Annotated in this window: 23 protein-coding genes, 1 pseudogene and 2 riboswitches; of the genes and pseudogenes, 23 read left to right on the top strand and 1 reads right to left on the bottom strand. The window is 53.3% G+C overall.

The window, feature by feature from the left end; all coding sequences use genetic code 11:
* The 16 genes and pseudogenes from ACQ4N8_RS25815 to ACQ4N8_RS25890 form a co-directional block, all read left to right on the top strand.
* A partial coding sequence (locus tag ACQ4N8_RS25815) for an IS256 family transposase (RefSeq protein WP_430707229.1) occupies positions 1 to 591 on the top strand: 591 nt, incomplete at its 5' end.
* 99 nt (positions 592 to 690) lie between these two features.
* Positions 691 to 1,125, top strand: a complete 435-nt coding sequence (locus ACQ4N8_RS25820; protein WP_430707230.1) for a hypothetical protein — start codon at positions 691 to 693, stop codon at positions 1,123 to 1,125.
* A 46-nt stretch (positions 1,126 to 1,171) separates the two neighbouring features.
* Positions 1,172 to 2,027, top strand: a pseudogene (locus ACQ4N8_RS25825) (VanW family protein).
* A 47-nt stretch (positions 2,028 to 2,074) separates the two neighbouring features.
* A complete protein-coding gene (locus ACQ4N8_RS25830) occupies positions 2,075 to 2,761 on the top strand; it encodes a DinB family protein (RefSeq protein WP_430707231.1) in 687 nt (228 codons plus the stop codon).
* A 50-nt stretch (positions 2,762 to 2,811) separates the two neighbouring features.
* Positions 2,812 to 3,426, top strand: coding sequence for a class I SAM-dependent methyltransferase (locus ACQ4N8_RS25835; RefSeq protein ID WP_430707232.1), 615 nt, complete (start codon positions 2,812 to 2,814; stop codon positions 3,424 to 3,426).
* 49 nt (positions 3,427 to 3,475) lie between these two features.
* The gene (locus ACQ4N8_RS25840) at positions 3,476 to 3,775 is read left to right on the top strand and encodes a hypothetical protein (RefSeq protein WP_430707233.1); all 300 of its coding nucleotides are present in this window, start codon (positions 3,476 to 3,478) and stop codon (positions 3,773 to 3,775) included.
* A 370-nt stretch (positions 3,776 to 4,145) separates the two neighbouring features.
* Positions 4,146 to 5,765, top strand: a complete 1,620-nt coding sequence (locus ACQ4N8_RS25845) for a response regulator transcription factor (protein WP_430707234.1) — start codon at positions 4,146 to 4,148, stop codon at positions 5,763 to 5,765.
* Positions 5,762 to 7,528, top strand: a complete 1,767-nt coding sequence (locus tag ACQ4N8_RS25850) for a sensor histidine kinase (protein WP_430707235.1) — start codon at positions 5,762 to 5,764, stop codon at positions 7,526 to 7,528. Before ACQ4N8_RS25845 ends, ACQ4N8_RS25850 begins: the two co-directional genes overlap by 4 nt.
* Positions 7,529 to 7,656: 128 nt before the next feature.
* Positions 7,657 to 9,072, top strand: coding sequence for an ABC transporter substrate-binding protein (locus ACQ4N8_RS25855; RefSeq protein ID WP_430707236.1), 1,416 nt, complete (start codon positions 7,657 to 7,659; stop codon positions 9,070 to 9,072).
* A gap of 108 nt (positions 9,073 to 9,180) precedes the next feature.
* The gene (locus tag ACQ4N8_RS25860) at positions 9,181 to 10,128 is read left to right on the top strand and encodes a carbohydrate ABC transporter permease (protein ID WP_430707237.1); all 948 of its coding nucleotides are present in this window, start codon (positions 9,181 to 9,183) and stop codon (positions 10,126 to 10,128) included.
* Positions 10,128 to 10,958 (top strand): carbohydrate ABC transporter permease, encoded by an 831-nt coding sequence (locus ACQ4N8_RS25865; RefSeq protein ID WP_430707238.1) that lies wholly within the window; start codon positions 10,128 to 10,130, stop codon positions 10,956 to 10,958. Before ACQ4N8_RS25860 ends, ACQ4N8_RS25865 begins: the two co-directional genes overlap by 1 nt.
* Before the next feature lie 27 nt (positions 10,959 to 10,985).
* Positions 10,986 to 12,830, top strand: a complete 1,845-nt coding sequence (locus tag ACQ4N8_RS25870) for a glycoside hydrolase family 127 protein (protein ID WP_430707239.1) — start codon at positions 10,986 to 10,988, stop codon at positions 12,828 to 12,830.
* Between the two features lie 24 nt (positions 12,831 to 12,854).
* Positions 12,855 to 13,796, top strand: a complete 942-nt coding sequence (locus ACQ4N8_RS25875; RefSeq protein ID WP_430707240.1) for a glycoside hydrolase family 43 protein — start codon at positions 12,855 to 12,857, stop codon at positions 13,794 to 13,796.
* A 756-nt stretch (positions 13,797 to 14,552) separates the two neighbouring features.
* On the top strand, positions 14,553 to 15,128 hold the full coding sequence (locus tag ACQ4N8_RS25880) for a DUF4269 domain-containing protein (RefSeq protein WP_430707241.1): 576 nt from the start codon (positions 14,553 to 14,555) through the stop codon (positions 15,126 to 15,128).
* Positions 15,125 to 15,460 (top strand): cupin domain-containing protein, encoded by a 336-nt coding sequence (locus ACQ4N8_RS25885; RefSeq protein ID WP_430707242.1) that lies wholly within the window; start codon positions 15,125 to 15,127, stop codon positions 15,458 to 15,460. The genes ACQ4N8_RS25880 and ACQ4N8_RS25885 overlap by 4 nt, the downstream gene beginning before the upstream one ends.
* Positions 15,461 to 15,500: 40 nt before the next feature.
* Complete coding sequence (locus ACQ4N8_RS25890) at positions 15,501 to 16,286, top strand: hypothetical protein (RefSeq protein WP_430707243.1); 786 nt, start codon at positions 15,501 to 15,503, stop codon at positions 16,284 to 16,286.
* A 49-nt stretch (positions 16,287 to 16,335) separates the two neighbouring features.
* Here ACQ4N8_RS25890 and ACQ4N8_RS25895 read toward each other — a convergent pair whose 3' ends face one another.
* Positions 16,336 to 17,019 carry an MBL fold metallo-hydrolase gene (locus ACQ4N8_RS25895; protein ID WP_430707244.1) on the bottom strand — a complete coding sequence of 228 codons (684 nt, stop codon included), beginning with the start codon at positions 17,017 to 17,019 and terminating at the stop codon, positions 16,336 to 16,338.
* Between the two features lie 263 nt (positions 17,020 to 17,282).
* Positions 17,283 to 17,460, top strand: a riboswitch (cyclic di-AMP (ydaO/yuaA leader).
* Between the two features lie 100 nt (positions 17,461 to 17,560).
* A riboswitch (cyclic di-AMP (ydaO/yuaA leader) is annotated at positions 17,561 to 17,732 on the top strand.
* A 114-nt stretch (positions 17,733 to 17,846) separates the two neighbouring features.
* Here ACQ4N8_RS25895 and ACQ4N8_RS25900 point away from each other — a divergent pair.
* The 7 genes from ACQ4N8_RS25900 (at position 17,847) to ACQ4N8_RS25930 (ending at position 25,853) form a co-directional block, all read left to right on the top strand.
* A complete protein-coding gene (locus ACQ4N8_RS25900) occupies positions 17,847 to 18,272 on the top strand; it encodes a hypothetical protein (protein ID WP_430707245.1) in 426 nt (141 codons plus the stop codon).
* A gap of 103 nt (positions 18,273 to 18,375) precedes the next feature.
* Positions 18,376 to 18,453 carry a K(+)-transporting ATPase subunit F gene (kdpF, locus tag ACQ4N8_RS25905; RefSeq protein WP_430707250.1) on the top strand — a complete coding sequence of 26 codons (78 nt, stop codon included), beginning with the start codon at positions 18,376 to 18,378 and terminating at the stop codon, positions 18,451 to 18,453.
* A 33-nt stretch (positions 18,454 to 18,486) separates the two neighbouring features.
* Positions 18,487 to 20,157, top strand: a complete 1,671-nt coding sequence (gene kdpA, locus ACQ4N8_RS25910; protein WP_430707251.1) for a potassium-transporting ATPase subunit KdpA — start codon at positions 18,487 to 18,489, stop codon at positions 20,155 to 20,157.
* A gap of 27 nt (positions 20,158 to 20,184) precedes the next feature.
* Entirely contained in the window at positions 20,185 to 22,212 is a 2,028-nt protein-coding gene (kdpB, locus tag ACQ4N8_RS25915) for a potassium-transporting ATPase subunit KdpB (protein WP_430707246.1), read from the top strand.
* Positions 22,213 to 22,239: 27 nt separating this feature from the next.
* Positions 22,240 to 22,812 carry a potassium-transporting ATPase subunit KdpC gene (kdpC, locus tag ACQ4N8_RS25920; protein ID WP_430707247.1) on the top strand — a complete coding sequence of 191 codons (573 nt, stop codon included), beginning with the start codon at positions 22,240 to 22,242 and terminating at the stop codon, positions 22,810 to 22,812.
* Positions 22,813 to 22,892: 80 nt separating this feature from the next.
* A complete protein-coding gene (locus ACQ4N8_RS25925; RefSeq protein ID WP_430707248.1) occupies positions 22,893 to 25,259 on the top strand; it encodes a histidine kinase in 2,367 nt (788 codons plus the stop codon).
* A 72-nt stretch (positions 25,260 to 25,331) separates the two neighbouring features.
* Positions 25,332 to 25,853, top strand: coding sequence for a YfiT family bacillithiol transferase (locus ACQ4N8_RS25930; RefSeq protein WP_430707249.1), 522 nt, complete (start codon positions 25,332 to 25,334; stop codon positions 25,851 to 25,853).
* The last annotated feature ends 111 nt before the right edge of the window (positions 25,854 to 25,964 follow it).

The following is a 25,964-nucleotide window of genomic DNA, read 5'->3' on the forward strand; positions in this document are numbered from 1 at the left end:
AGCAAGTTCTGGCTCAGTGTGCTGAACGACCTGAGAAACCGAGGGGTTCAGGACATCCTTATCATCTGTGTGGACAACCTTAGCGGCTTCTCGGAAGCCATTGCCGCCTGTTATCCCAATACCGAAATCCAAAAGTGTATCATTCACCAGATCCGGAACTCTACCCGCTACGTGTCCTACAAGGACCTGAAGAAGGTGACGGCAGACCTAAAGCCGATTTACAAGGCGGCGACAGAGGAAAGCGCCTTGCTGGAGCTGGATCGTTTTGAAGAGGTTTGGGGAGCCAAGTACCCGCTAATGGTCCGCTCGTGGCGCAATAACTGGGGCGAACTCTCGACCTTCTTCAAGTACCCGCCGGAGATCCGCAAGCTCATTTACACCACAAACATGATTGAAAGCTTCCACCGGCAACTACGGAAGGTGACGAAGGGCAAAAGCATTTTCCCTACCGACGAAGCGCTGCTAAAAATGTTGTACCTGGCCACGATGGATGTTACCCGCAAATGGACAGGACGAGTCCAGAACTGGGGCCAGATGCTGCTTCAGCTCTCCGTCTTTTTCCCGGAACGGGTGGGTAACCATTTGCGTTAAGCCACAAAATCCCCCTCGGGGGATTTCCTTATCATGAGTTTACACAAAAATCTTGACAGACCCATCAATAACTGCGGTACTACCAGTTGGGGGACCTCTATGGAAGTCAAATTCATTCATCTTGTTCTCTGCCTTATGTTTTTTGCATTGATTCCCCTTTCCATCATTCATGCCATTCAATATTTGGATGCTTATGTTGATGAGGTGTATAGGAAAGGAGAGTATACTTCGGATGAAGCCGTCGGATGGGTCATTTTTTATTACGTTATTGGGTTAACAAATCTATTATACTTCCCTATAAAGGGCATAAAATTCAAGTATTTTTTATGTTGGATTATCGGACTTGAGCTCATCGGGCTGGGAGCCGTTTCATTAAGCTTTTATGACCATTTGAATTATTCGGGTGGGGGGTGGGTTGTTTTCCCGTGGGACTTTGCAATTCCCATCTTTTCTTTGGGAGCGGGGGCTTTGTACAGTTTCATTTGTTTTGTTGCCGCATTATCAAGCAGTAAACCAACAAAAACAAGGCAGTAAAAACTCTGCTACAGGGAGGGCTAGATTGCGAAAGGAGGGACATCTCATGGAACAGATCAGTGCAGGCGATCAACCGATCCCAAGATCAAAGCTCCGCCTGGCCGCGGGAAAACAGTACTTCACGTATAAGAGGTACCTGGAATGGACTTTTGGGGGAGTTCACTTTGCCAAGGAACAATCCGAGGATGTACTGCCCTACACGATTTTCAACCATCGAACCCCGCTTTTGCGTCCGTTTAAAGGAAGTCGATATGTGGCTGCAGCACAATAAAATCATAAATCTGGAAATTGCGATCCGGCGGGTAAACGGGATCGTTCTTCAGCCTGGCGAAACCTTTTCCTACTGGAGGTTGATCGGCAAACCCACGCGCAGGAAAGGGTACGCCGATGGAATGGTGCTGTTTTATGGCGGATTTAAGCCTGGGGTCGGCGGGGGACTGTGCCAATTATCAAACCTGATTTACTGGATGACTCTGCATACGCCATTGATCGTTACGGAACGCCATCGCCACAGTTACGACGTTTTTCCGGATGCCAACCGGACGCAGCCTTTCGGGAGCGGCGCGACCTGCGCCTATAACTATCTGGATCTACGCATCTTCAATCCTACGGATTATCCCTTTCAGCTAAAATTTGATTTAACTTCCGATCATCTGGTCGGTGAATGGCGATCTGCGAACGAACCCTCGCATCGATATGTGGTCTATGAGAAAGACCATCGAATGACGCAGGAATATTGGGGCGGATACGTCCGGCACAATTGCATTTTTCGGACGACGTATAGTCTCGAGAAGGAACTCCTGGAGGATGAGTTGATTACGGAGAATCATGCATTAATGATGTACCCGCCTTTTTTGGAGGCAGGAAATGAAGTTGTACACGAGAATAAAAAGGTACAATAACCTTGGGAACTAAGCTTCCCCTACATTTATCCCAAAGGATGAGATCCATGAACCTTGAGCAGCGAAAGTTATGGAACGAAAACCACCAGCAACTGACGGCGCTCCTTCCGAATCCCAAAGAGCATGACCAGGCGGTGGAGCTGTTTTTGCGCCAGCACGCATGGCTGTATTCCTCCAGGATGCTGGATTCCGGGCTAGAGACTATGGAAGACGAGTTGCTTGATGGAATCACAGAGGAAACATTCCGGCAATATCCGGCGCCCGCCCGCGATACGAAAAACTCGATTGCTTGGCATTTATGGCATATCGCCCGGATTGAGGACATGACGATGAACGTGTTGGTCGGCGGACGCGAGCAAGTATTTCATACGGGAGATTGGTCCCGAAAGCTGAACATTCATATCATACATACGGGCAATGGAATGACGGAAGAGGAGGCCGCAGAGCTAAGCGCCAAGATGGATTTGGCGGCATTGCTGGACTATCGGTTGGAGGTAGGGAAGAAGACGCGGGAAGCGATCGGCCTACTGGAACCGGGGCAATTCAAACGGAAGGTGACGCCTGACGGCATCCAAACGCTAAGGGACCAGGGAGCCGTGAAACCGGATGCGGAATGGCTGCTGGACTATTGGGGCAACAAGACTTTCGCCGGATTGGTGCTCATGCCCGCGACCCGTCATAATTTCCTGCATTTGAACAAAGCGATCCGCATAAAACAAAAAATCCAGAAGTAGCCTGCGACAACGGTATCAAGCAGGGCTGTAATTCATAAGGGGGGGATTCGGTGGAAAAGAAGCGATTAGTCCGTATCTTTGACAAGCAGGCCAATCAATATGATCGGCGAACCGAAAATCCGGCCCACAGCCAGTGGCGGCAGCAGCTGTTCCGTTATGCTCATGGAAACGTCCTGGAGCTGGCGGTGGGAGCGGGAGCCAACTTCCCTTATTATCCGCTGGGCGTGCAGGTGACGGCCGTCGATTTCAGTCCGGGGATGATTGAAAAAGCGAAGCGCCGGGCCCAGCATTTGCAAGTGGCTGCGGAGTTTATGTGCGCGGATATGGAGGAGGCGGATTTTGGCAAGCATGCCTTTGACACGATCGTATCCACCATGTCGTTTTGCAGCTACGAGCAACCGCTTGAGCTTCTGAAGAAAGTCAGGCTTTGGTGCAAGCCGGAGGGGGATATCCTCCTGCTGGAGCATGGGATCAGCTCGAGCCGAATCGTATCGTCCCTGCAAAAAACGCTGGATCCACTGTTATATCGGGCGTACGGCTGCCATCACACGCGTAATATTCTGGAATTGGCGGAACAGGCCGGTCTGAACGTAGTTGCCGTGGATAGCTACTGGAAGAATATGATCCATCTGGTTCGGGCCAAGCCCGGAACGGCGACTCGATAAAGAAGAGAGCGGGAATGCGCCGATCCGACCGAAAACTAAGGAGGGAACGATGAGAACGCAATTGGGGATCGCACTTATTGGCATAGCGGCTTTTTTGTATGGAATAAAGTATGTAGCTGCGGGACCTTTTATCCTTAGTGGGGTTTCTTTAGGATCGGGCATATTGCTGCTCCTCTTTCCGTGGCTCAAAAACCAGTTGAAGCATGATCTTGAGCAAATCAAAGTAAACTGGAATCAGGATCTTGAGGCGGATCCCAAGGAAAAAAACCCGAAGCCGCCTTGGAACGGGAGATCTATGAGGAGACCCGGCTCAAAGTGCAAATCACCGGTCTCGCCAAAGCGGTTTTAGGACATCGGCCCGACAGAGTGGATCTGGTTTATCGCGGGCGTATCCAGGGCGGGACCTTTAAGCCAAGCGCGGAGATTTCGGAAATAGTTATTGACTAATCACTAATGTTGCGAGGACGGAGCAAGGAGTCCCCTCCTCGGATTGTCGAGAAACCCTGTCCTTCTAAAGGATCAGGGTTTCTCGTTGTTTTCCGGAAAGCGCCTGAACCTGCCGTTCCGTTGCTCCCCGCAGCAACGTCGCCATACGTCCATCCCTGATTTTATGGTCGTGCCGCTTTTTTTCATAAACGTTTTTCATATAATCAGAAATGATTTCATGATAAGGTGAATTTATAGGTATGAATTTGTTGAATGCACACGGGGGATGAGGTATGAAAATATTAATCGTTGATGACGAACCGAGACATTGCCGAGGAATGGCCACCATGATTCAGTCGACCCGTCCCCATGCGAAGCTGACCATCGCCAAGGACGGTGTACGCGCGCTCGCTGCCGTGCAGGAGGAACGACCGGACATCATATTGACCGATATTCGCATGCCCAACATGGATGGGCTTGCTCTGCTGCGCGAGATTCAGGAGATCCATTACAAGCCGAAGGTGATCATGCTGAGTGCGTATAATCTGTTCGACTACGCTCAGAATGCGCTTCGGTATGGCGCCTATGATTATATTCTTAAACCCGTCGACATCGATAAGCTGGAAGAAGTTTTGACGCGCGCCGAAGCGCAGTTGTCCAAGGAAGCTGCCGAACGAAGGGAGGCCGAGCTGATCCGGGAACGGCTGACGGTGACGACGAACGCGCATCACAGACAGCTTGCGTTCGATTGGCTATCCGGAAACTTATCGGCGAAAGGGCGGCAGGAGCTTGATTTGTCGGGGATGCCGATCGGCGAAGGCACGGTCGTATTAAATGAATACCGGCCGCTTCAAGGAGTTGCGTCTGCGGTTTGCGCAGAGGAGGTTCAACGCGACATAGAAACCGCATGGTCCAGGTTCGGCGAGACATTTGGAGTCGTCTTTCCGATTCCTTTAGTTGAAAAGGCTTCCAATGACCGGTTGAGGATCGCGACGATCATTCATACGTCGCGTAACGTTTTGGCGGATCAGCGTTTGGGGATCCGCGCTGTTTTGGAATCGCTGGGGGAGAAATGGGGCAAAGCCGGTAGTTTGACACACGCGGTGGGCCCCGAAAGCGCAAACCTGGCAGAAGAGGTTCCGCTGGCCTACCGGTCGGCTATGGAGGCGAGCAGGTATTTGTTTTACGACCGATGGAAAGGGATTTTGTTTGCGGATGAGCTTACTCGTGAGCTTCCTCCCTTTGTACTGGACGAAGAAGCTGTAAATACGGCTTTAAAGCGGGGAGATATAAGCACGGCCCGAAACCTATGCCATGCCGCTTTCGAGTTGTTCGCCGGAGAAGGGCATACGGATCCGGCTCTTATCAAAGAATATGCGTCATTTACTCTGATGAAGCTGAAGAACGGCATGGGTGAACGTCTTGGAGCGGAAACCGTCAAGAAGATAACCGAAGCCTCAACGAAGTCCATCCCTTCCTGCGAGAAGTTTTCCGAGCTCATCTCGATGATGGATGCCTGCTTCGATGAAGCGGAGAGCTATTGGAGCCGGTTAAAGTTGGACAAGCGGGAGCTTGTGATTGACAACTGTGTTGTGCTGATCCAAGAGCGGTATATGGAGGATTTATCGCTGGAAGCCGTTGCAGCCCGCTATCATTTTAACGTGTCCTATTTCAGCACCCTCTTTAAGAACCGGACGGGAAAGAGCTTCTCCGATTATTTGAATGAAGTGCGGATGAAGCGGGCCAAGGAACTGCTCGCGGGCGGCGAAATGAAAATATATGAGATCGCCGCCGCTTGCGGGTACAAAGACACGAAGTATTTTTCCAGAGTTTTCAAGAAGCATGCGGGGATGTCTCCGGAAAGCTTCAGACATTTGTCTATATCTTCGGTTCAAAAGGGTGATACTCCATGAAATTTCGCTCTCGTCTGCTGGCCAGCTACCTGATTCTGATTGCACTGCCGCTGTTTGCGCTTAGCTTAGTTTATTACCGTACCAGTCTTCATTTGATTACGGAACAAGCACAGCAAAATGTTTACGAGATCGTCAAGAAAAGCAACGAAGTCATGGACACCAAGCTTCGTAAAGTCGATCAAGGCACGTTAGCTTTGTTTGTGGACAAGGATTTGAATCGGATTTTTAATGGGTTGGACCCTTCCGACTCCGCCCAGCTGCTGGATGCCGATCGGCAGGTTTCCGCTATATTGAGCAAATATTTTACGCAAAACGAAGATGTATACGCTTACCAGATATGGACCTCTTACTACACGTTCGGCACGCAGCGTGCTCTTCCGCAGGGGGATCCAACCCGCTCCAAAATCTATCGGGAGGCTAAGAAAGCAGCCGGCAAAATCGTCTGGTACCCGACCTACGACTTTACCTCGATGTTCGACCAGCCGTGGCTAATCGCGGGCGATATCGATTACCGCTACATGTTCTCGGCGACAAGGCAGCTGAATTTCTCCTATGTGGAGAACTCATCGCTTGTCAGTCTGAATCCCGATGTAGAACGTCCTATTCTAAATATTAGTTTTAAGGCGGATGTATTGAGTTCGCTGTTTGACAACAGTATCCCCTCCGGTTCTACCTATCTGGTGGTCGACGGACAAAATCATGTAGTCGCCAGCTCCGATTCCCGCCAAATCACGAAAACGTATGGCGAGTCCTGGCTGAACGATTTGAGACAAGCCGGCACCGGAAAACGCAAAATGAGCATTGACGGGGAGCCGATGATCGTTTGTTTCGACCAATCCGCCGTTACCGGTTGGATGTCGGTCGTTATGACTCCGGAATCGGCGCTTGTCGGCACGCTGGTCCAGACGATCCGGACCTCGACGCTTGCGCTTTCCGTCTTGCTTATCGTTATAGCTGCCGGGTTTGCGTATTTCATTCTCGTACGGATCACCGGCCCGATCCACAAGCTGCTGGCGGCAATGAAATCGGTCGGGGAAGGGGATTTCGGGACGCGCGTCGAGGTGAAGACGAAAGACGAATTCGGCTTTTTATTGCTGCGGTTTAATCGCATGAACCACCGGATTCAAATGCTGGTTAAGGAAAATTATGAAATTCAGCTTAAGGAAAAAGAAGCGGAGATTCAAGCGCTGAATATGCAAATGAGTCCCCATTTTTTATACAATACGCTCAATATTATGAATTGGATGGCGATCGAATCGGGCCAAAAGGAACTCAGCAAAATGCTGGTCGGCCTGTCCAATATGCTTCACTACACGTCGCGCAAAGACTGGCAAGCCGTAAATCTGTCCGAGGAAATCGAATGGATGAAAAGTTATTTCTACATTATGATGACCCGTTTTGAAAACAAGTTTGATGTCCAGTACATGGTCGATCCGGTCCTGTTCGAAGCAAAGGTTCCGCGGCTTTTGTTCCAACCGTTTATCGAAAATGCCATTCTTCACGGTTTCGATCAAATCGAATCGGGCGGACATATTACGGTGTCCGGAAGGGTAGAAGACGAAAACCGCATTTTCGAAGTGACCGACAATGGGCGGGGGATGAGCAAAGAAATGGTTCAACAGATTCTTTACGAGAAATCGGCTTCGGTAGGCATCAAAAATACGATTGCCCGCATCAAGATGGCTTATGGCGACGAGTACGGCGTGGAGATCTTATCCGAACCGGGAAAAGGGACAACGGTCGTGATCAGGCTCCCTCGATAATTACCCAATAAATGTCCACCATTCCAATGAGGTTCGGGTTTTGAAAACGCTACCGGGATTCTATAATTAAAAGCATCATAGACTGCAGCTATGAGATTAGAAAGATTCAGGGAGGGGTTCAGTTGTATATGAAACGACAATGGAAATCCATCTTCACGTATATTGCGATTTTAGCCATGATGGTCACGATATTATCCGCTTGCACCAGATCCGACTCAGGTTCTGCGCCTGCGGCAAATAACGGAAACGCTACCTCCAATTCGGGCGGTTCGTCCGGCGAGCAAATTACCTTGCACCTGACGCTATGGGGCACGCCAAACGAGGTGGCCGTGGACAAGAAAGCGATTGCCAACTTTGAAGCAAAGCATCCTAACGTGAAGGTTGAACTGCAATCCATTCCGACGGATTACGATACGAAGCTGACGACGATGGTTGCGGGTAACGACGAGCCGGACGTCGCGATGATGGAGTCGGCGACGATCGCTTTTCCGCTGGCTGAAGAAGGGAAATTCCTGAACTTGCAGACGTTTATGGATTCCGATCCCGATTTGAATACCGACAGCTTGGTGCCGAATATCATCTATTCGTCTGAAGTAGGCAATGTGATCGGCATTTCGCCGGGCCCGGAAACCTTTGCGCTGTTCTACAATGAAGATGTTTTCAAAGAAGCCGGACTTCCTGCTCCGCCATCCAAGGCTTCGGAAGCCTGGACCTGGGATCAATTCGTCGATGTGGCGAAGAAACTGACCATCGACAGCAAAGGACGGAATGCGGCCGATCCGAATTTTGATCCGAAGAACATCAAGCAGTATGGTGTCAACATCGGTTCATGGTGGGGCGCCTACAGCAACTTTATTTATTCCAATGGCGGCGATTTTATTTCTGCCGACGGCAAGAACTTTGCCCTGAATCAGCCGGAAGCTGTGGAAGCGTTGCAAAAGCTTGCCGATTTGATCAACGTCTATCATGTGGCACCGTCGCCGGTGCAAGCGAAAAATATACCGGCTACCAACGTCGCTCTTCAGACGAAAAAGGTCGCGATGGTGGTGGACGGACAATGGAACACCAGCGCCTTGGCCGATTCGAACTTCAATTTTAATGTAGGCGTGTTGCCGGTCATGAAGACCCCGGTTTCGACCGTCGTCTGCGCCATGTTCTCCGTCTTCAAGTCAACGGAACATCCGCAAGAATCCTGGGAGCTTGTGAAAGCGCTTGTCGATCCGGAATCGTCGATCGATCTGTTGCAATACGGCACGTGGATGCCTTCCCTGAAAAGCTGGTACACCGATCCGGCGCTGATCGCCAAGTGGACGGAGAACCAGAAATCGCGTCCTTCCGGCTACAAAGACGCCGTGATAGATGTCATGCTGAACAATACGCATCAAACGCCGACCGGCTATGTGAAAAACTTCAACAAAATCATGGATATCGTGACTCCTGCACTGGACAAAGTGTGGCTCGGACAGCAAACGGCCCAGGAAGCGATGGATGGCATCGCGGCTAAGGCACAGGCACAAGTTCAGGGGCGCCGAGACACCAAATAAAGGAAATTACTGGCTTCGGATACATGGCAAGCTAAGCAGAGAGGACGGCGCTCCCCCCGGAGAAACGCCGTCTTCCTTTCCTCTACCTCATTGAACAGGAGGATTCATATGGATACATCAGTACAAACGCGACCGATCGGCGCGCCTACGAAACACAGAAGGACCGGGCGGGAACGGAAGGCTTTAGGGTACGGACTGCTGTTTACGGCTCCCGCCGTGCTGGGTTTTATTATGTTCACGGCCGGTCCCATGATTGCCAGCTTCTTTCTTGGCCTGACAGACTACAGTGTGTTCAAAGAACATATCTCCTTCGTTGGCTTTGATCACTATATCAACATGTTTTCAGGGCAGGACGACTTTTTCTATAAATCGCTTAGCGCGACATTTTATTTCGTGATTTTGCGGGTCCCTGCCGTCATCATCATTTCTTTTCTCATCGCTTTGCTGCTCAATATGAACATTAAGGCGCGGGCGCTGTTCCGTACCATCATCTATTTGCCGAGCATCGTGCCGGCGGTCGCCTCGGCGATGATTTGGCTATGGCTGCTCAACCCGGACCTGGGCCTCGTCAATACCGTGTTGCAATGGCTTCATTTGCCGACCAGCGCCTGGCTGTTCTCGGAAGGGAGCGTGATTCCCTCGGTCGTGATTACGACGCTGTGGGGAATCGGCGGCACGGTCATTATCTTTTTGGCCGGATTGTCCGGAATTCCCAAAAGTTATTACGAAGCGATTGATGTGGACGGAGGCGGCTGGTTCTGCAAGCTTCGCAGCATCACCATCCCGATGCTGACGCCAACGATATTTTTTAATACGGTCATGACCATTATCAGTTCCTTCCAGGTGTTCAACGAAGCTTATATTTTAACCCAGGGGGGACCCAACAATAAAAGTTTGTTCTTCGTGTTTTATTTGTGGCGTACCGCGTTCAATGAAACCGAGATGGGCTATGCTTCCGCATTGGCATGGGTGCTATTCATCATCATTCTCTTCTTTACGTTCTTGATCTTTAAGTTTTCAAAATCATGGGTCTACTACGAGGGGGAAGAACGCTGATGAAAGATTCCAAACTGAAGCTGGCTGCCGGTTATGTGGTCTTGATCCTCATTTCCGTCATGTTTATCACCCCGTTTGTCTGGCTCCTTCGCAGCGCGCTGATGGATTTGTCGCAAATCTTCATCATGCCGCCGGAATGGATTCCGAAGCCTTTTCACTGGGATAACTTCAAACGGGCTTTGACGGTTTTGCCGTTTGGACGGTTTTTCGTAAACACGCTGATCATCGTCGTTTCCGTCCTGATCGGGACGGTGCTCACCAGTACGATCTCGGCGTTCGGATTTTCGCGAATCCAATGGAAGGGACGGAACGTTGTCTTTGCGATTTTGCTGTCGAGTATGATGCTCCCTTCGGCGGTAACGATGATTCCCAGCTTTATCGGCTGGAAGTGGCTCGGCTTTTACGACACTTTTTATCCCCTGACTTTGCCGGCATTTTTTGGCGGGGGCATGTTCAATATTTTCTTGTTGCGCCAGTTTTACATGGGAATTCCCAAAGATTTCGATGAGGCCGCGGTTGTCGACGGTGCGACGTACTTTCAAATTTATTCCCGCATCATTTTGCCGCTAAGCCGTTCGGCGGTGATTGTGGTAGCGCTGTTCACTTTTTTGGGCGCTTGGAACGATTTTATGGGACCGCTGATTTATCTGAAGAGCAACAACAATTTTACGCTTGCGCTCGGCCTGCAAATGTTCCAAGGCACGTATAGCGCGCAGTGGGATTTGCTGATGGCTGCTTCAGCCGTTGTCGTATTGCCTTGCGTGGTCGTCTTTCTGGTTGGCCAGCGCTATTTCCTGGAAGGCATTACGCTGACCGGACTAAAGGGATGATACCGAAAAGGGGAAGAGGTGATAGAGATGACGGAAATCGAACAAGAGCTGCGGCATTGGCAGGCGGTTCCTTTTACGAGGGTGAAGATCGAGGATGCCTTTTGGCAGCCGCGGCTTGAAGTGCTTCGTCGAGTCACGCTGCCCGCTTGTCTGGACAAATGCGAACGGACGGGGCGCATCGCGAATTTTGCCAAGGCGGGCGGCTTGATGGAAGGAAGCTTTGAAGGCATTTATTTTAATGATTCCGATGTGTACAAAGTGCTTGAAGGCGCCGCCTATTCACTCATGACGCAGCGGGATCCAGATCTTGAACGGGACATGGACGGCATCATTGATTGGATTGAAGCCGCTCAAGAGGATGACGGGTATTTGTCCACTTATTTTACGCTGGAAGCCCCCGAGCGAAAATGGACCGATATGGAGAAGCACGAAATGTATAACGGCGGCCATTTGATGGAAGCGGCAGTCGCGTACTATGAAGCGACCGGCAAGCGAAAGCTGCTGGACGTAGCCTGCCGGCTGGCCGACCATTACGACCGCCTGTTTGGCCCCGGAAAACGCCATTGGGTTGAAGGACATGAAGAGATTGAACTCGCCCTCGTCAAGCTGTTCCGGGCGACGGGTGAAGAGCGGTACTGGAAGCTCTCCCTTTGGCTCCTTGAAGAACGCGGCCATGGTTATGGCGTTGGCGAGATCTGGGACCGTAAGGAATGGGGGCCGGCCTACTGCCAGGATGATGTGCCGGTCAAGCAGATCGAGAAGGTTACGGGGCACGCGGTTCGAGCGATGTATTTGTACGCGGCGATGGCCGATGTTGTGCTGGCTTCCGGCGACCCGGCCTATGTCGGCGCATTGCGCCGGGTATGGGCAAGCATCGTGGAACGAAACATGTACGTCACCGGAGGGATTGGGCCCTCCAGGCACAATGAGGGTTTTACGCACGATTATGATTTGCCGAACGACACAGCCTACTGCGAAACCTGCGCCGCCATTGCGATGGCGTTTTGGAATCATCGCATGAATTTGCTGTTTGGCGATGCCCAATATGCCGACGTAGTCGAAAGAGAGATGTACAATGGGGCTTTGTCCGGGATTTCGCTGTCCGGCGACAAGTTTTTTTATGTTAACCCGCTGGCATCCCATGGGGATCATCATCGCACGGAATGGTACGATACATCCTGCTGTCCCACCAATCTGGTCCGCTTTCTGCCTTCGATCGGCCAATACGCCTATGCGGTTACGGACGACGGGATCGCGGTTAATCAATATCTCGACGGGGAAGGCGAGCTGCAGCTTCGGGGCGGCGAATCATCCGTCCGGATCATCCAGCGGACGAACTACCCTTGGAACGGCAGAGTAGAGCTGGAAGTGCATCCGGAAACCGTGGCCACGTTCTCCTTGAGACTGCGTATCCCCGGGTGGTGCAGAGATTATCGAATCTCCGTCGGGGGTGTCGGAATCGGACCTGACGAAGCATTGACCCGCCATGGATATGTTGTTTTATGCCGCAAGTGGGAGCCGGGACAAAAGATTGTGCTGGAGCTGAGCATGCCGGTGGAAACCGTTCGGGCGAGATCCGAGGTGGAAGCGGATCGCGGGCGAATTTGTTTACAGCGCGGCCCCATCGTGTATTGCGCGGAAGCGGCGGATAACGATCGGCTGGCCCATGAGCCGTTTGCAATCGCCGCGAACGAGCCGGTGTGCATCCGCCATCAACCGGACCTGCTTGACGGCGTCACCACCCTAACCTGCCGGGATGAGGCCGGCAAACCGGTTACGCTTATTCCGTACTATGCCTGGGATAATCGGGAACCGGGCTTCATGCAGGTATGGATTCCCGAAGCGGAGAATAACGCGTTATATTCACGCTGATGGCCAAATGAGAAGGAGGAACCCATGAACGAAGAGCGGGTCAATAGATCAGGCAATCCATTATTTTCGGGCTGGTACGCAGACCCGGAAGTGAGAATTTTTCAGGATCGATACTGGATTTACCCGACGTATTCTGCGCCTTATGAAATGCAAACGCATTTTGATGCGTTTTATTCCACGGATTTGACGGATTGGACGAAGGCGGCGCGCATCCTAAGGAGGGAAGACATCGCTTGGGCGGGGAAAGCGCTATGGGCACCATCTCCGGTGGAACGAAACGGAAAATACTATTATTACTTCGCCGCCAACGATATTCAGCACGACCATGAGCCTGGCGGGATCGGCGTTGCCGTGTCCGATCGGCCGGAGGGGCCTTTTCTGGATGCCATCGGCAAGCCGTTGATCGATCGATTCCATTTTGGCGCACAGCCCATCGATCCTCATGTATTTCTCGATGAGGACGGAAGCGCCTATCTTTACTACGGAGGCTGGGGGCATTGCAATGTGGCGAAATTGACCGAGGATATGGTTCATTTGGACACGTTCGAAGACGGAACAACGTTCAAGGAGATCACACCGGATCATTACATCGAAGGGCCCTGCATGGTCAAACGGCGCGGTATCTATTATTTCATGTGGGCCGAAGGAGGCTGGACCGGGCCGGATTATTCCGTTGCCTATGCCATGTCCGATTCGCCGGTTGGACCGTTCAAGAGAGTCGGAAAGATTTTGCGGCAGGATCCGAAAATCGCCACCGGCGCCGGCCACCATGGAATCCTGCAGCTTCCGGGAAGCGACGAGTGGTATATCGTTTACCATCGCCGGCCGCTGAATGAAACCGATGCGAATCATCGCGTGGTTTGCATGGACCGGATGTTTTTCGAAGAGGACGGTCGGATCAGGCCGGTGCAAATGACCCATGAAGGAGTCACGGCCAGACCGCTGCGACCGAAGCCGCAGAAATAGTTCCCAGGAAAGGTGTGTGCATCGATATGAATCATATCATACAGGGGGAGCATTACCGTTTCACCGTCCTGACCCCGCAGGGAAAATACATCGATAGCTGTCGGCGGCGGTACGCTCGCTTTAAGTGATTTTTCATACAAAAACCGGGTACTCCGCCTTCATTTGAAAGCTTTTGTACGATTTATCGTCTATAAATCCTCAATAACCGTCTGCGTGCTCACGATATGTACGGATTTTCATACAAAATCGCTGCATCCTACGCGCACAAGGACTCTTTGCACGATTTTTCGCATAAAACAGAAGTCTCCCTTTGGAATCATGGGTCTGGGGCAAGAAGCGCACCACAAGTTGGTGTGTTTCTTTGTCGTGCAGCAGGATACGCCGAAATGATCGCGAAAATAGGAGAAAAGAAGGTGCGAACGTTGCTCACTTCGAATTATTTCGTCTGCACGCGATATCCCCCTATTTGCTTGGAGCTCAAAATGAGCGGTCATGCGGCTTGTCCGGAGCAAGGGTGGGAGGATGGCCGCCGGGTTCGAGATCTCCTTCAAACGAAAGAGATCGATCTGATCGTTTCGAGCCCGTACACGCGGGAGGTGGAAACCGTATGCGATTTCGGACGCCTTGCATCAAGAGGTCGTCGTTTATGAAGAGTTGCTGGGTTTTGCTGAGCGTGGAGCGGCATCCAACATACGCGAAACATTCGGCAACTTAGGTTGAAAGCATTCATTGTGGAAAGTGGGGGGGATGAGCGCGATGCGAAATTTTTTGGACATTGCGTACCTGAGGGAAGGCAATGAACGTCAGCGCAAAGCATACGAAGCGTTGCAGGATCTTCGAATCATCGAGCTTCTGGCCGCGTACCATCCGGTGCTAGCCGGGACGATTCCGCTGGACATCGATCTGCCCGGAAGCGACTTGGACCTGATCTGCGAGGTGCATGACGCCAGGCGCTTTGAAGAAGAGTTGGAACGCTGTTTCGGCTCCTGCAAGGACTATGCCTGCTCCAGCAAAACCGTAGGAGGAATCCTGCGAACCGTCGCGAATTTCTTTCATGGCGGGTTCGAGTTCGAAGTTTTCGGCCAACCGAAGCCGGTGACGGAGCAAAACGCGTACAGGCATATGGTGATCGAGCATCGGATGCTGGAAATGGCCGGCCCCGAAGTCAGAAGGGCCGTCAAGAAGCTGAAGGAGGAAGGCCTGAAGACGGAGCCGGCATTTGGCGAGTTTTTTCGGTTGGAGACAGACCCTTATGCGGCGCTGCTGGATATGTATCATTGGGAGGACCAGCGCTTGCGCGAATTTATCGTAGAAAGGATCGGGACGAAATGATTAGCAAGGACAATGCGGATCACTATGTTTGGGGCGATAACTGCGACGGCTGGCGGCTGGCGGATCGGGAGGATTGCAGCATCATTCATGAGCAAATGCCCCGGGATACCCGGGAGGTTCGGCATTATCACAACGAATCCCGGCAATTTTTCTTCGTATTATCCGGGTGGATGCATATCGAAGTCGACGGGAAGCAGCAGGTGCTTCAACCCCACGAGGGGATCGACGTGCCGCCGAAGACCCCGCATCAAGTGTTTAACCATTCGGCGGAGGCGCTTGAATTTCTCGTCATTTCGCAGCCGAATACGCGGAACGACCGGGTACTTGCCTAACGACGGAAAAATTGCTGGAAGTAAGGAGGAGGAAACGGGAATGTTCAAGCATCATGCGGAATCGATCGAGAAGCTCAAAGCCAAGTTGGCGGCAAGAGAAGACATCTTGGCCTTGTTGATTTCGGGCTCGATTGCCCACGGATTTGCCAAAGCGTCCTCGGACGTGGACGTGATGATCATCGTGTCGGACGAGGATTGTGCCCGGCGCTTAAGCTCCGGTGAGACGACCTATTGGGAGAACGAGGTTACCGAATACGAGTCCGGTTACGTGGATGGCAAATACGTTTCACGCGGATTTCTGAAGCAGGTAGCCAAACTCGGGAGCGAGCCGGCCCGGTTTGCTTTCGAGGGAGCGATCATAGCCTTTTCGAAGCTGGACGGGCTGGAGGAGCTCCTTGCGGACATCGTCCGGTATCCGGCGGAGCGGAAGCAGGAGAACCTCAGCCGTTTTCTGGCTCAGTTGGAGGCGTGGAATTGGTATTCCGCCGAGGCAATCAAGCATGACAATCTTTATTTGCTGCAGCATGCCGTCAATAACCTGGTGCTGTTCGGCGGAAGGTTGATTTTGGCGCATAATGAAATGCTGTATCCGTATCACAAATGGTTCCTGAAGGTGTTGGAGCAAGCGCCGAATAAGCCTGAGGGGCTGCTGCGGCTGATCGATCGGATGTTGAGGGAGCCTTCGGCCGACCCTATCGAAGCGTTTTACCAATCCGTCAAGACGTTCGCCGATTGGGGTGACGACGGGCGAAGCTGGCCGTCGCGATTCATGGAGGACAGCGAGTTGAACTGGCTGCACGGTTTTACGCCGGTCGGCGATATTTAGCCATCACCGTTACATACAAGGCCGCCTCATTCGAGGCGGCCCAAGATCGTTAATATTTTCCCGCCGCGATGTCCGCCAGCCGTTCCCGGACTTGCCCGGTACATGCGCCGCCGTGATAGGTAATCACGGTTTTGACATCCAACGCGGCCAGCTTGCCGACCGATTCCAGGGCTTGTTCGTATTCCGGAGTAAACTTCGGGTCGGGCGGCTGTACGATTCCGTTAGCGGAGACCAGCGCGTCGCCGCTGATCAGCGTTTTGGTAGACGGATGGTACAGACTGATATGATCGGGGGTATGCCCCGGGGTATATACGACCTGCAAGCCTCCGCCAAACGGAAGCTCGTCCCCGTCCTGCAGCGCTACGTCGACCTTTACCGGGTCAGCCTTCACTCCGCTCTTGATCAGCGGAACTTCGCCGGAGAGATAAGGAACTCCCGCTTCGTGCGCGAGTACCTCGACACGGCCTTCCAGTGCCTGCACCAACTCAGGCAAACTGCCGATATGATCCCTGTCCTGATGCGTTATGACGATTTTCGTCAGCTGTTCCAGGGAAAACCCCGCTTCCCCAAGCGCCCCGCGGATAACGTCCAATTGTCCGGGAACTCCCGTATCGACGAGGACGAGGTTGTCGCGATCCCACAGCAAAGCCGCATGCACCAACATATTATTGCCGTTCGGCAGATTCAGGTTTAACGGCAGCGGCAAGAGACCGAAGGATTCTTCCTTCTCCATGTTTCCTCCTCCTCTTTGATCATTTCTATGAAAATCATTCCCGCGCAAGATTTTAGCAAAGATACGCTTGGACTACAAGCTTCCGGTAATCCCGCAAGTAGGGGTCTGCGAAGGAGCATTTCGTAGAGAAAGGTTTTTTTGGTCCGGCGAATTCGATACGAATGGCGAAAATGATTCATTTTTTAACTGAATTTGACTTTCGCGCTCCTTTACAAAGAACGGTGGAGAGCGTAATATTCGTTTCATGAATCAACGCATTTCATAATTCTGTATCGCTAAATTTCCGACTAGGAAAACGGGGGACCCATCGAAGGAAGCCGATGTGAGAGTCGGCGGACGTCAGGGGTGAATCCTGTGCGGGCCGATATCGCCGCATGGGTAGGGCGACTCTCACCGCCCGAATCCGGCAGCTAACCTCGTCAGCGTCAGGAGAGAGGATGATGAGCTTGTGATCGGCAGACCACAGGGAAATCCTCTGTGGTTTTATTTTGCCCAAATATGAAAACATGCAAATAGCTTACATTTACAAAAAAACGTAATTTTACATTTATCACTGAATCCTTCGAACGTGAAGGAACGGGGGACCCACCGGGCGGCGAGAACGTTGAAGCCGCCTATGGGGCGAATCCTGGCGATACGCGGTATCGCTTTGGTAGGGCAACTCTCGCGCCCGAGCCCGACAGCTAACCTCGTAAGTGCAGACGAGAGAGGAAACCTTATAGCGTGATTCCCAAAGCAGCAGTTTGCCGGAAGCCCGCGAAGATTCCCTCTTCCGAAGGCTTCTTTTTTGTTGCCTAATTCAGGTTAGTCTAGGAGGAAGAAACGAAATGTGCAGGCCGGATTTTGCGCTTGTGACGGCCCCCAATGCCTTGGCTGTCGATTTTATCAAAACTTTGAAAATTCGCGGCATTCCGTTTGCGTTGATGGTCAACAGCGGAAAAAGCCGCAAGGGAGCTTTGGAGCGGGGAATAGAGCAAGTCATTCTGGTAGATACTACGCAGCGCAGAAACCAGATCATTCCGGAATTTTCCATCGGGCCGGTGTATATTTTCGAAGAATCGCTTACGCTGACTTGCCGGTATTTGCAGTTTTGCCGCCAGTGGACGTCGGGTCCGGTCTATATCATCACGCAAAAGATGAATCCGGGCGCGGTCTATAAGCAGCTTGGAGCCGACTACGTGATTTATACGAAAGGCAAGGATGTCTCGTTTATTTTGCAAAAGGAGAAACAAGGAGGAGCAAACGGAATATGACGGATATTTTTATGATGGGACTGCTTATCCTCATGGCCTTGATGATGGTCGGCGTTGCGTCATGGGCTTCCAAAGTAATTTCGGAGGGTAGTGAAGAGCGATGATGTGGGTACTGGGTGTCCTGATTGCCGCGATGTTCGTTTATCTGGGGTATGCGCTGCTTAACCCGGAAAAGTTTTAATCCATTTGCCGTTCGGAGGGATAAGACGTGACTATTTATAGTTGGATCGCCATTCTCGTGACCCTGGCGCTCGTGATTTTCATCGCCAGACCGGCGGGACTGTATATGGCGAAGGCTTTTGATTATGACAAAACCGGCCTGGACCGTTGGTTCGGTCCGTTCGAAAGAATCATTTACAAGATCAGCGGCATTCGCCAGGAGAACCAGACCTGGAAACAGTACGCCGTGTCCGCGGTGCTGAGCAATGCGGTGATGATTCTGATCGTATTCCTGATCTTCCGGCTGCAAGGCTTCCTGCCGCTCAATCCGAGCGGAATTTCGAACATGGAGCCGACGCTGGCATTCAATACGGCGATCAGCTTTATGACCAATACGAATTTGCAGCATTATAGCGGGGAAAGCGGACTGTCCTATCTTTCACAGATGATCGCGATCGTATTCATGATGTTTACGGCGCCGGCATCGGCATTGGCCGTAGCTATCGCGTTTATCCGGGGATTGGCCGGTAAACCGCTCGGCAATTTCTTCGTCGATTTGATCCGTTCGATTACGCGGATTTTACTGCCGGTGGCATTTGTGATGGCGTTGATTTTCGTGGCTTTAGGGGTTCCCCAAACCCTGGAGCCTACCGTGGTAGCCCATACCCTGGAGGGGGCGGAGCAGCATATTGCCCGAGGGCCGGTTGCTTCGTTCCTATCGATTAAGGAGCTTGGGAATAACGGCGGCGGATTTTTCGGCGTCAACTCGGCCCATCCGTTTGAAAACCCGGGCGGATTCAGCAACCTGTTGCAAATTTTGCTCATGATGGTTTTCGGCACGTCCCTTCCTTTCACCTATGGGAAAATGGTCGGCAACGCCAAGCAAGGGCGCGTCTTATTCGTATCGATGCTGATGATGTTTATCGTCATGCTGGGCGTTACGTTGGCATCGGAAAGCGCCGGCAACCCGGCATTGAACGCGCTTGGCATCCAACACGACCAAGGCAGCATGGAGGGCAAGGAAGTCCGCTTTGGCATGGCGCAGTCCGCGTTATATGCCACGGTCACGACCGCGACGGAAACCGGGGCCGTCAATACCATGCACGATACGCTGACGCCGCTCGGCGGCCTGGTGACGATCTCGAACATGATGCTGAATACGATTTTCGGCGGTGTCGGGGCAGGCTTCTTAAACGTATTGCTATACGCGATGATCGCGGTGTTTTTATCGGGCTTGATGGTCGGGCGAACGCCGGAATTTCTCGGCAAGAAGCTGGAAGGCAAAGAGATCAAGCTGCTGGCCGTCACGTTGCTGATTCATCCGCTGCTGATTTTGGCCCCGACCGCTCTGGCTTTGGTAAGCTATCCGGATACGATCTCCAATCCCGGCTTCCATGGCCTGACCCAAGCGTTATATGAATTTACGTCTTCGGCGGCCAACAACGGATCAGGGTTTGAAGGGCTTGGCGATAATACGCCGTTCTGGAATATTTCTACCGGCATCGTGATGTTCATTGGCCGCTACTTCTCGATCGTAACGCTGCTCGCGGTAGCGGGATCGATCGCGGCGAAGAAGACGGTACCGGAAACGGCTGGCACGTTCAGGACCGATACGAGCCTGTTTGCGGGCGTGTTCGTCGGAACGATCCTTATCGTTGGTGCCTTGACGTTCTTCCCGGCGCTTGTGCTGGGACCGGTCGCCGAGCATCTTACCTTGAAGCCTTAGTACGTTGAATGAAGGAGAGGAATGGGCATGAGTAACAAGAAGACGATGCTTTCCGGAGCGATCGTTCTTGACGCGGTCAAACAATCGTTCATCAAGCTCGATCCGAGGGTAATGATCCGCAACCCGATCATGTTTGTCGTCGAAATCGGTTTTCTGATCACCGCTTTTCTGATCTTTGTACCGGACGCTTTCGGAGGAGGCGTGTCGCGGGGCTTTAACCTGACGGTGGCGCTGATCCTGCTGGTTACCGTCCTGTTCGCGAATTTTGCGGAGGCACTCGCGGAGGGCCGGGGCAAAGCGCAAGCGGACTCGCTCAAGAAAACGAAAAAAGAGATCATGGCGAATAAGCTGGTAGGCCAGCAAGTGAAACAGGTTCCTTCCACCGATCTGCGCAAGGGCGACCTCGTCGTCGTCTCCCAGGGCGAAATGATTCCGGGGGACGGAGAAGTCGTAGAGGGCCTGGCCTCCGTCGACGAGTCCGCCATTACCGGCGAATCGGCGCCAGTGATTAAGGAAGCCGGCGGGGACTTCAGTTCGGTGACCGGCGGTACGAAGGTGATCAGCGACCGGATCAAGGTGAAGATCACCAGCGATCCCGGGGAATCGTTCCTGGACCGGATGATCTCGCTTGTGGAAGGCGCCAAACGGCAAAAGACGCCGAACGAAATCGCCCTGAATACCGTGTTGATCAGCTTGACCCTGATCTTCCTGATCGTGGTCGTCACGCTGCCGTTCTTCGGGCAGTACCTGAACGTCCAACTGGAAGTGCCGATTTTGATCGCCCTGCTGGTTTGCCTGATTCCCACGACGATCGGCGGCCTGCTGTCGGCGATCGGGATCGCGGGCATGGACCGGGTTACGCAATTCAACGTGCTGGCGATGTCCGGCAAAGCGGTGGAGGCTTCCGGGGACATCAATACGATTATATTGGATAAAACCGGGACCATTACGTTCGGGAACCGGATGGCCAGCGAATTCGTTCCGGCCGGCGGCGCCGGCCCGGCCGAAGTATCGGCCTGGGCTGCGGTCGGCTCGGTCAGGGATGAAACGCCGGAAGGGCGTTCGGTACTGGAGCTGATGAAAAAACAGGGTCTAAGCTTTGATGCCGCCCTTGCCGAAGGCGGGGAATTTATCGAGTTCAAGGCGGAAACGCGCATGAGCGGCATCGATTTGCATGACGGACGGAAGGTTCGCAAAGGCGCGGTGGACGCGGTGAAGAGATGGGTTCTTTCTCAAGGCGGCCATGTTCCCGCGGATCTCGATGCAAACAGCGACGCGATCGCTACGGCAGGCGGAACACCTTTGGCGGTGGCGGTGGACGACCGGATCTACGGGCTGATTTACTTGAAGGATACCGTCAAACCCGGCATGCGGGAACGGTTTGACCAAATGCGGCAAATGGGAATCAAGACGATCATGTGTACGGGCGACAATCCGCTGACGGCCGCGACGATTGCCCGCGAAGCCGGCGTGGACGATTTTATCGCGGAAAGCAAGCCGGAGGACAAGATCGCGGTCATCCGCAAAGAACAAGCCGAAGGCAAGCTGGTCGCGATGACCGGTGACGGCACGAACGACGCTCCGGCTTTGGCGCAGGCGGACGTAGGGATTGCGATGAACAGCGGCACCGTGGCCGCGAAGGAAGCCGCCAACATGGTCGACCTGGACTCCGACCCGTCCAAAATCATCGAAGTCGTGTCGATCGGCAAGCAGCTTTTGATGACCCGCGGAGCCTTAACGACCTTCAGCATTGCGAACGATATCGCGAAGTATTTCGCGATCATCCCGGCGATGTTCATGCTGGCGATTCCCGAGATGAACGCCATCAATATCATGGGGCTCGGTTCCCCCGATTCGGCGATCGTTTCGGCGCTGATCTTTAACGCGATCATTATTCCGCTGCTGATTCCGCTTGCGATGAAGGGCGTTGCCTATAAACCGATGAGTTCCTCCAAGCTACTGGCCCGAAACCTGCTGGTGTACGGCCTGGGCGGCGTGATCGTGCCTTTTATCGGCATTAAACTCATCGATCTGCTGGTTCACTTGTGGATTTGATATATCAATCGAAAGGATGGTTGAGCCATGCGAAATATTTGGATCACGCTTCGTGCCAGCCTCGTGCTTATGGTGCTTTGCGGGCTATTGTACCACTTGGCCGTGCTTGGGATCGCTCAAGCGGCCATGCCGGATCAGGCGGACGGAAGCCTCATCTACAATGAAAATCATGAGGTGGTCGGCTCCAAACTGATCGGCCAAAGCTTCACGGACCCCGGCTTTTTCCATGGACGGGTGTCCAGCCTCGATTATGATGCGGGCGGTTCGGGGACGCCAAACTATGCGCCGTCCAACGCCGACATGCTGCAGCGGACGGCGGACGCCGTGGAAGCGTGGAAGCAAGAGAACCCGAACGTGCCGGTGAGCGAGCTCCCCGTCGATTTGATCACCAACTCCGGCTCCGGGCTCGATCCGGAGATCAGTCCGGAAGCGGCCAGAGCGCAAATTCCGCGGGTCAGCCAGGCCACGGGGATTCCCGCCGCCGAACTGGAAGAAATGATCAAGGATCATACGAAGGGACGCGAGCTCGGATTTCTTGGCGAACCGGGGGTTAATGTTCTGCAGCTCAATATCGGCGTTCAGAAGAAGACAGCTCAATAATATGGCCGGGGCCCTGCTTGAGAAGCGATTTTCAGGCAGGGTTATCGGCGTTTTGAATTACCTCGATAAGGATGAGAATCATGGGGGAGGAACAGGGGTTGCAAAGCTTCAAACGAAAAACGCCGGAAGAAATCCTGAAATCGATTTTCGAGCTCCACCGGGGGCGGTTGAAGGTATACGTCGGAGCGGTTAACGGATCGGGGAAAACCTACCATATGCTGCGGGAAGGTCAAATGCTGCGGGCGGAGGGCATCGACGTGGTCGTCTGCGCCGTATCGACGCTGCAAAGACCGGAGACGGTGGAGCAGCTCTCCGGACTCGAGCGAATTCCAAGCATCCATTGGGTGAATGACGGCGTGGAGAAAAAGGATTTGAACCTGGAGGCGTTAATACAGCGAAACCCCGAAGTGGTTCTGGTAGACGGCCTGGCGCACACCAACCGGGAGGGGGCTCCCTATCCCACCCGCCTCGAGGATATTCACCATTTGCTTGGCCATGGCATCAGCGTGATCACGACCGTAAACATTTATGAATTAAGCGGAATGACGGAATTGGTCCAGAAGCTGGTGGGCATCGAGGTGAAAGAAACGGTGCCGGCCGATACGCTGGAGTTGGCCGATGAGGTGCGGCTGATCGACGTCTCGCCGGAAACGCTGCTGCAGCGATTGGCGGACGGCAACCTGCGCAACATTCCGGACAAAGCCGTGTTCAACCGCGGCAATCTTGGGGTCCTGCGCGAGCTGGCGCTCCGCTGGATGGCCGAGGGCGTCAACGACACGCTGGAGAAGCATCGGGAGGAGCAGGGGCTCATCGGGGCGGCAGGCGTGGCCGAGCGGATTTTGGTATCGGCGCAATATCATTGGAACGGATCGATTTACGTGCGTCGCGGCCAGCAAATCGCCAAGCGGCTAAACGGCGAACTGTTGGTGGTCACCTTCGTGAATCCGCGCCAGAAGCTGTCCCCGGAAGCCATGGCTTTCAAGCGCTCGTTGATGCAGCTGGTGGAGAAGGTGGAAGCCGAATTCGCGGAGTTGCCCCTTTCCTCCAGGCGGGAACTGCCGGGATCGCTGGTCCGGTTTGCCCTGGAGAACCGCGTGACCCGAATCGTGCTCGGCCATTCCAAGCAAAGCCGGCTGCAGGAGTTCTGGCAGGGCTCCATCGTCAACGATATTCTGAAAAAAACGAGAAACGTGGATATCTTCGTCGTAGCCGACCGGGCCGAGACCGAAGGGGAGCGCATCCTGCCGGCCAAATCCCGGGAGGAACGCGGCGCGGCCGATCCGTACCGGCGGTTAAGCGAAGCCGAGGTAGACCGGAAAATCGGCCAAATCCGGCGGGGACGGTTTAAAGTGTATATCGGCGCGGCCCCTGGAGTCGGCAAGACCTATACGATGCTGCGGGAAGGGAACGTGCTGCTGAAAAAAGGCATCGACGCCCGCATCGGCCTGCTCGAAACCCATGGACGCAATGAAACCGCAGCCCAGGTCGGCGCGCTGCCGCTATTCCCACGCGCGGTCATCGATTACCGCGGGACGAAGCTGGAAGAGATGGATACGGCAGCGATCATCGCCGAGAATCCGGAGGTCGTCCTGGTCGATGAGCTGGCCCATACCAATATTCCCGGCAGCAAAAACAAAAAGCGCTACGAGGACGTCCTCGAAATCTTGGATGCCGGAATCTCGGTGATATCCACGATGAACGTCCAGCACCTGGAGAGCCTGAACGACGCGGTGGAGCAGATTACCGGCGTTCGGGTCCGGGAGACCGTGCCTGATTTCATCCTGCGCCAGGCCGACGAAGTCGAGTTGATCGACGTCGCTCCCAAAGCGCTGCAGCAGCGGATGCGCGAAGGGAAAATCTATGCCATGGACAAGGTGGATCAGGCGTTGGGAAACTTTTTTAAAACCGGCAATCTCATCGCTCTGCGCGAGCTGGCTTTGCGCGAAATCGCCGACGATGTGGATGAGCGGCTGGAATCGTGGCAGCGCCGAAGTCCGCTCCGGGGACCGACCTACCGAGAAGAAGCGATCTTTGTGGGCGTTACCTTAAGTTCCAACGCGGAGCGGCTGGTTCGGCGGGGATTTCGGATCGCCTACCGCTTGAAGGCGAAATGGCATGTGTCGTACCAACACTGCGGCAAGGAGCTGACGCCGCAGGAAGATGAACGGCTGAAAGCCATCGAGAAACTGACCCGTCGCCTCGGCGGCACTTTCGAAATGCAAACCTGTCCCAAAGCAAGAATGCTTGGCGAAGCCCTGGTTCGCAGGGCCGACGAATTGAAAAGCACGCAGATGATTTTGGGGCAATCGAAACGGAGCTGGCGGCAGCTGTTGTTGCAGGGGGACGTGATCAAGCCGTTGCTCCGGAAGGCGCGCCATATGGATATTTTGGTCGTTGCCAAATTCGATCCTTCCGCCATGGCAAAGAAAGGGGAATCCAAATTTTAGTCTGCCGTAGTATCGACAGGATTGCCCGGATGGAGTATATATAAATCATCAATAAAGGAGGCGAAAAAAGAAATGGACCCTAGATATCCGATCGGCACGTTTACATTCGAGGGCGAAATTACCGCCGCGCAGCGGGAGCAATGGATTCGGGAAATCGAAACGCTGCCGGCCAAAATGAGGCAGGCGGTGGCGGGACTGAGCGAGGACCAATTGAACCTGCCTTACCGGGAAGGCGGTTGGACGCTGCGCCAAGTCGTGCATCATGTGGGAGATAGCCACATCAATGCCTACACGAGGTTTAAGCTGGCCTTAACCGAAGAGACGCCAACGATCCGGCCTTATTATGAAGACCGCTGGGCGGAGCTGCCGGATTACCGGGCGGATATCCAGGTTTCTCTAGCCTTGCTCGAAGCGCTGCACCAGAGATGGGTCATCTTGTTGAAGGCGATGAGCGACGCGGACTTTGAGAGACCGTTCCATCATCCGGCATCGGGGCAAACGACCAGCTTGGCCTACAATCTCGGCAGCTACGCCTGGCATGGGAATCATCATCTGGCGCATATTACGGCATTAAGAACGAAGCTGGATCTTTAGATTGCAGCAGCAGGTCCAATTAACCCCTTGCGTTGCATTAAATCTACAAGGTACCGGCCAGGCGTTAAAATTGTATTCGATTTTTCGAATACAATTCGTCACTAACGACAA

The sequence above is a fragment of the Paenibacillus macerans genome, assembly GCF_050565405.1.
Lineage (GTDB): Bacteria > Bacillota > Bacilli > Paenibacillales > Paenibacillaceae > Fontibacillus > Fontibacillus macerans_B.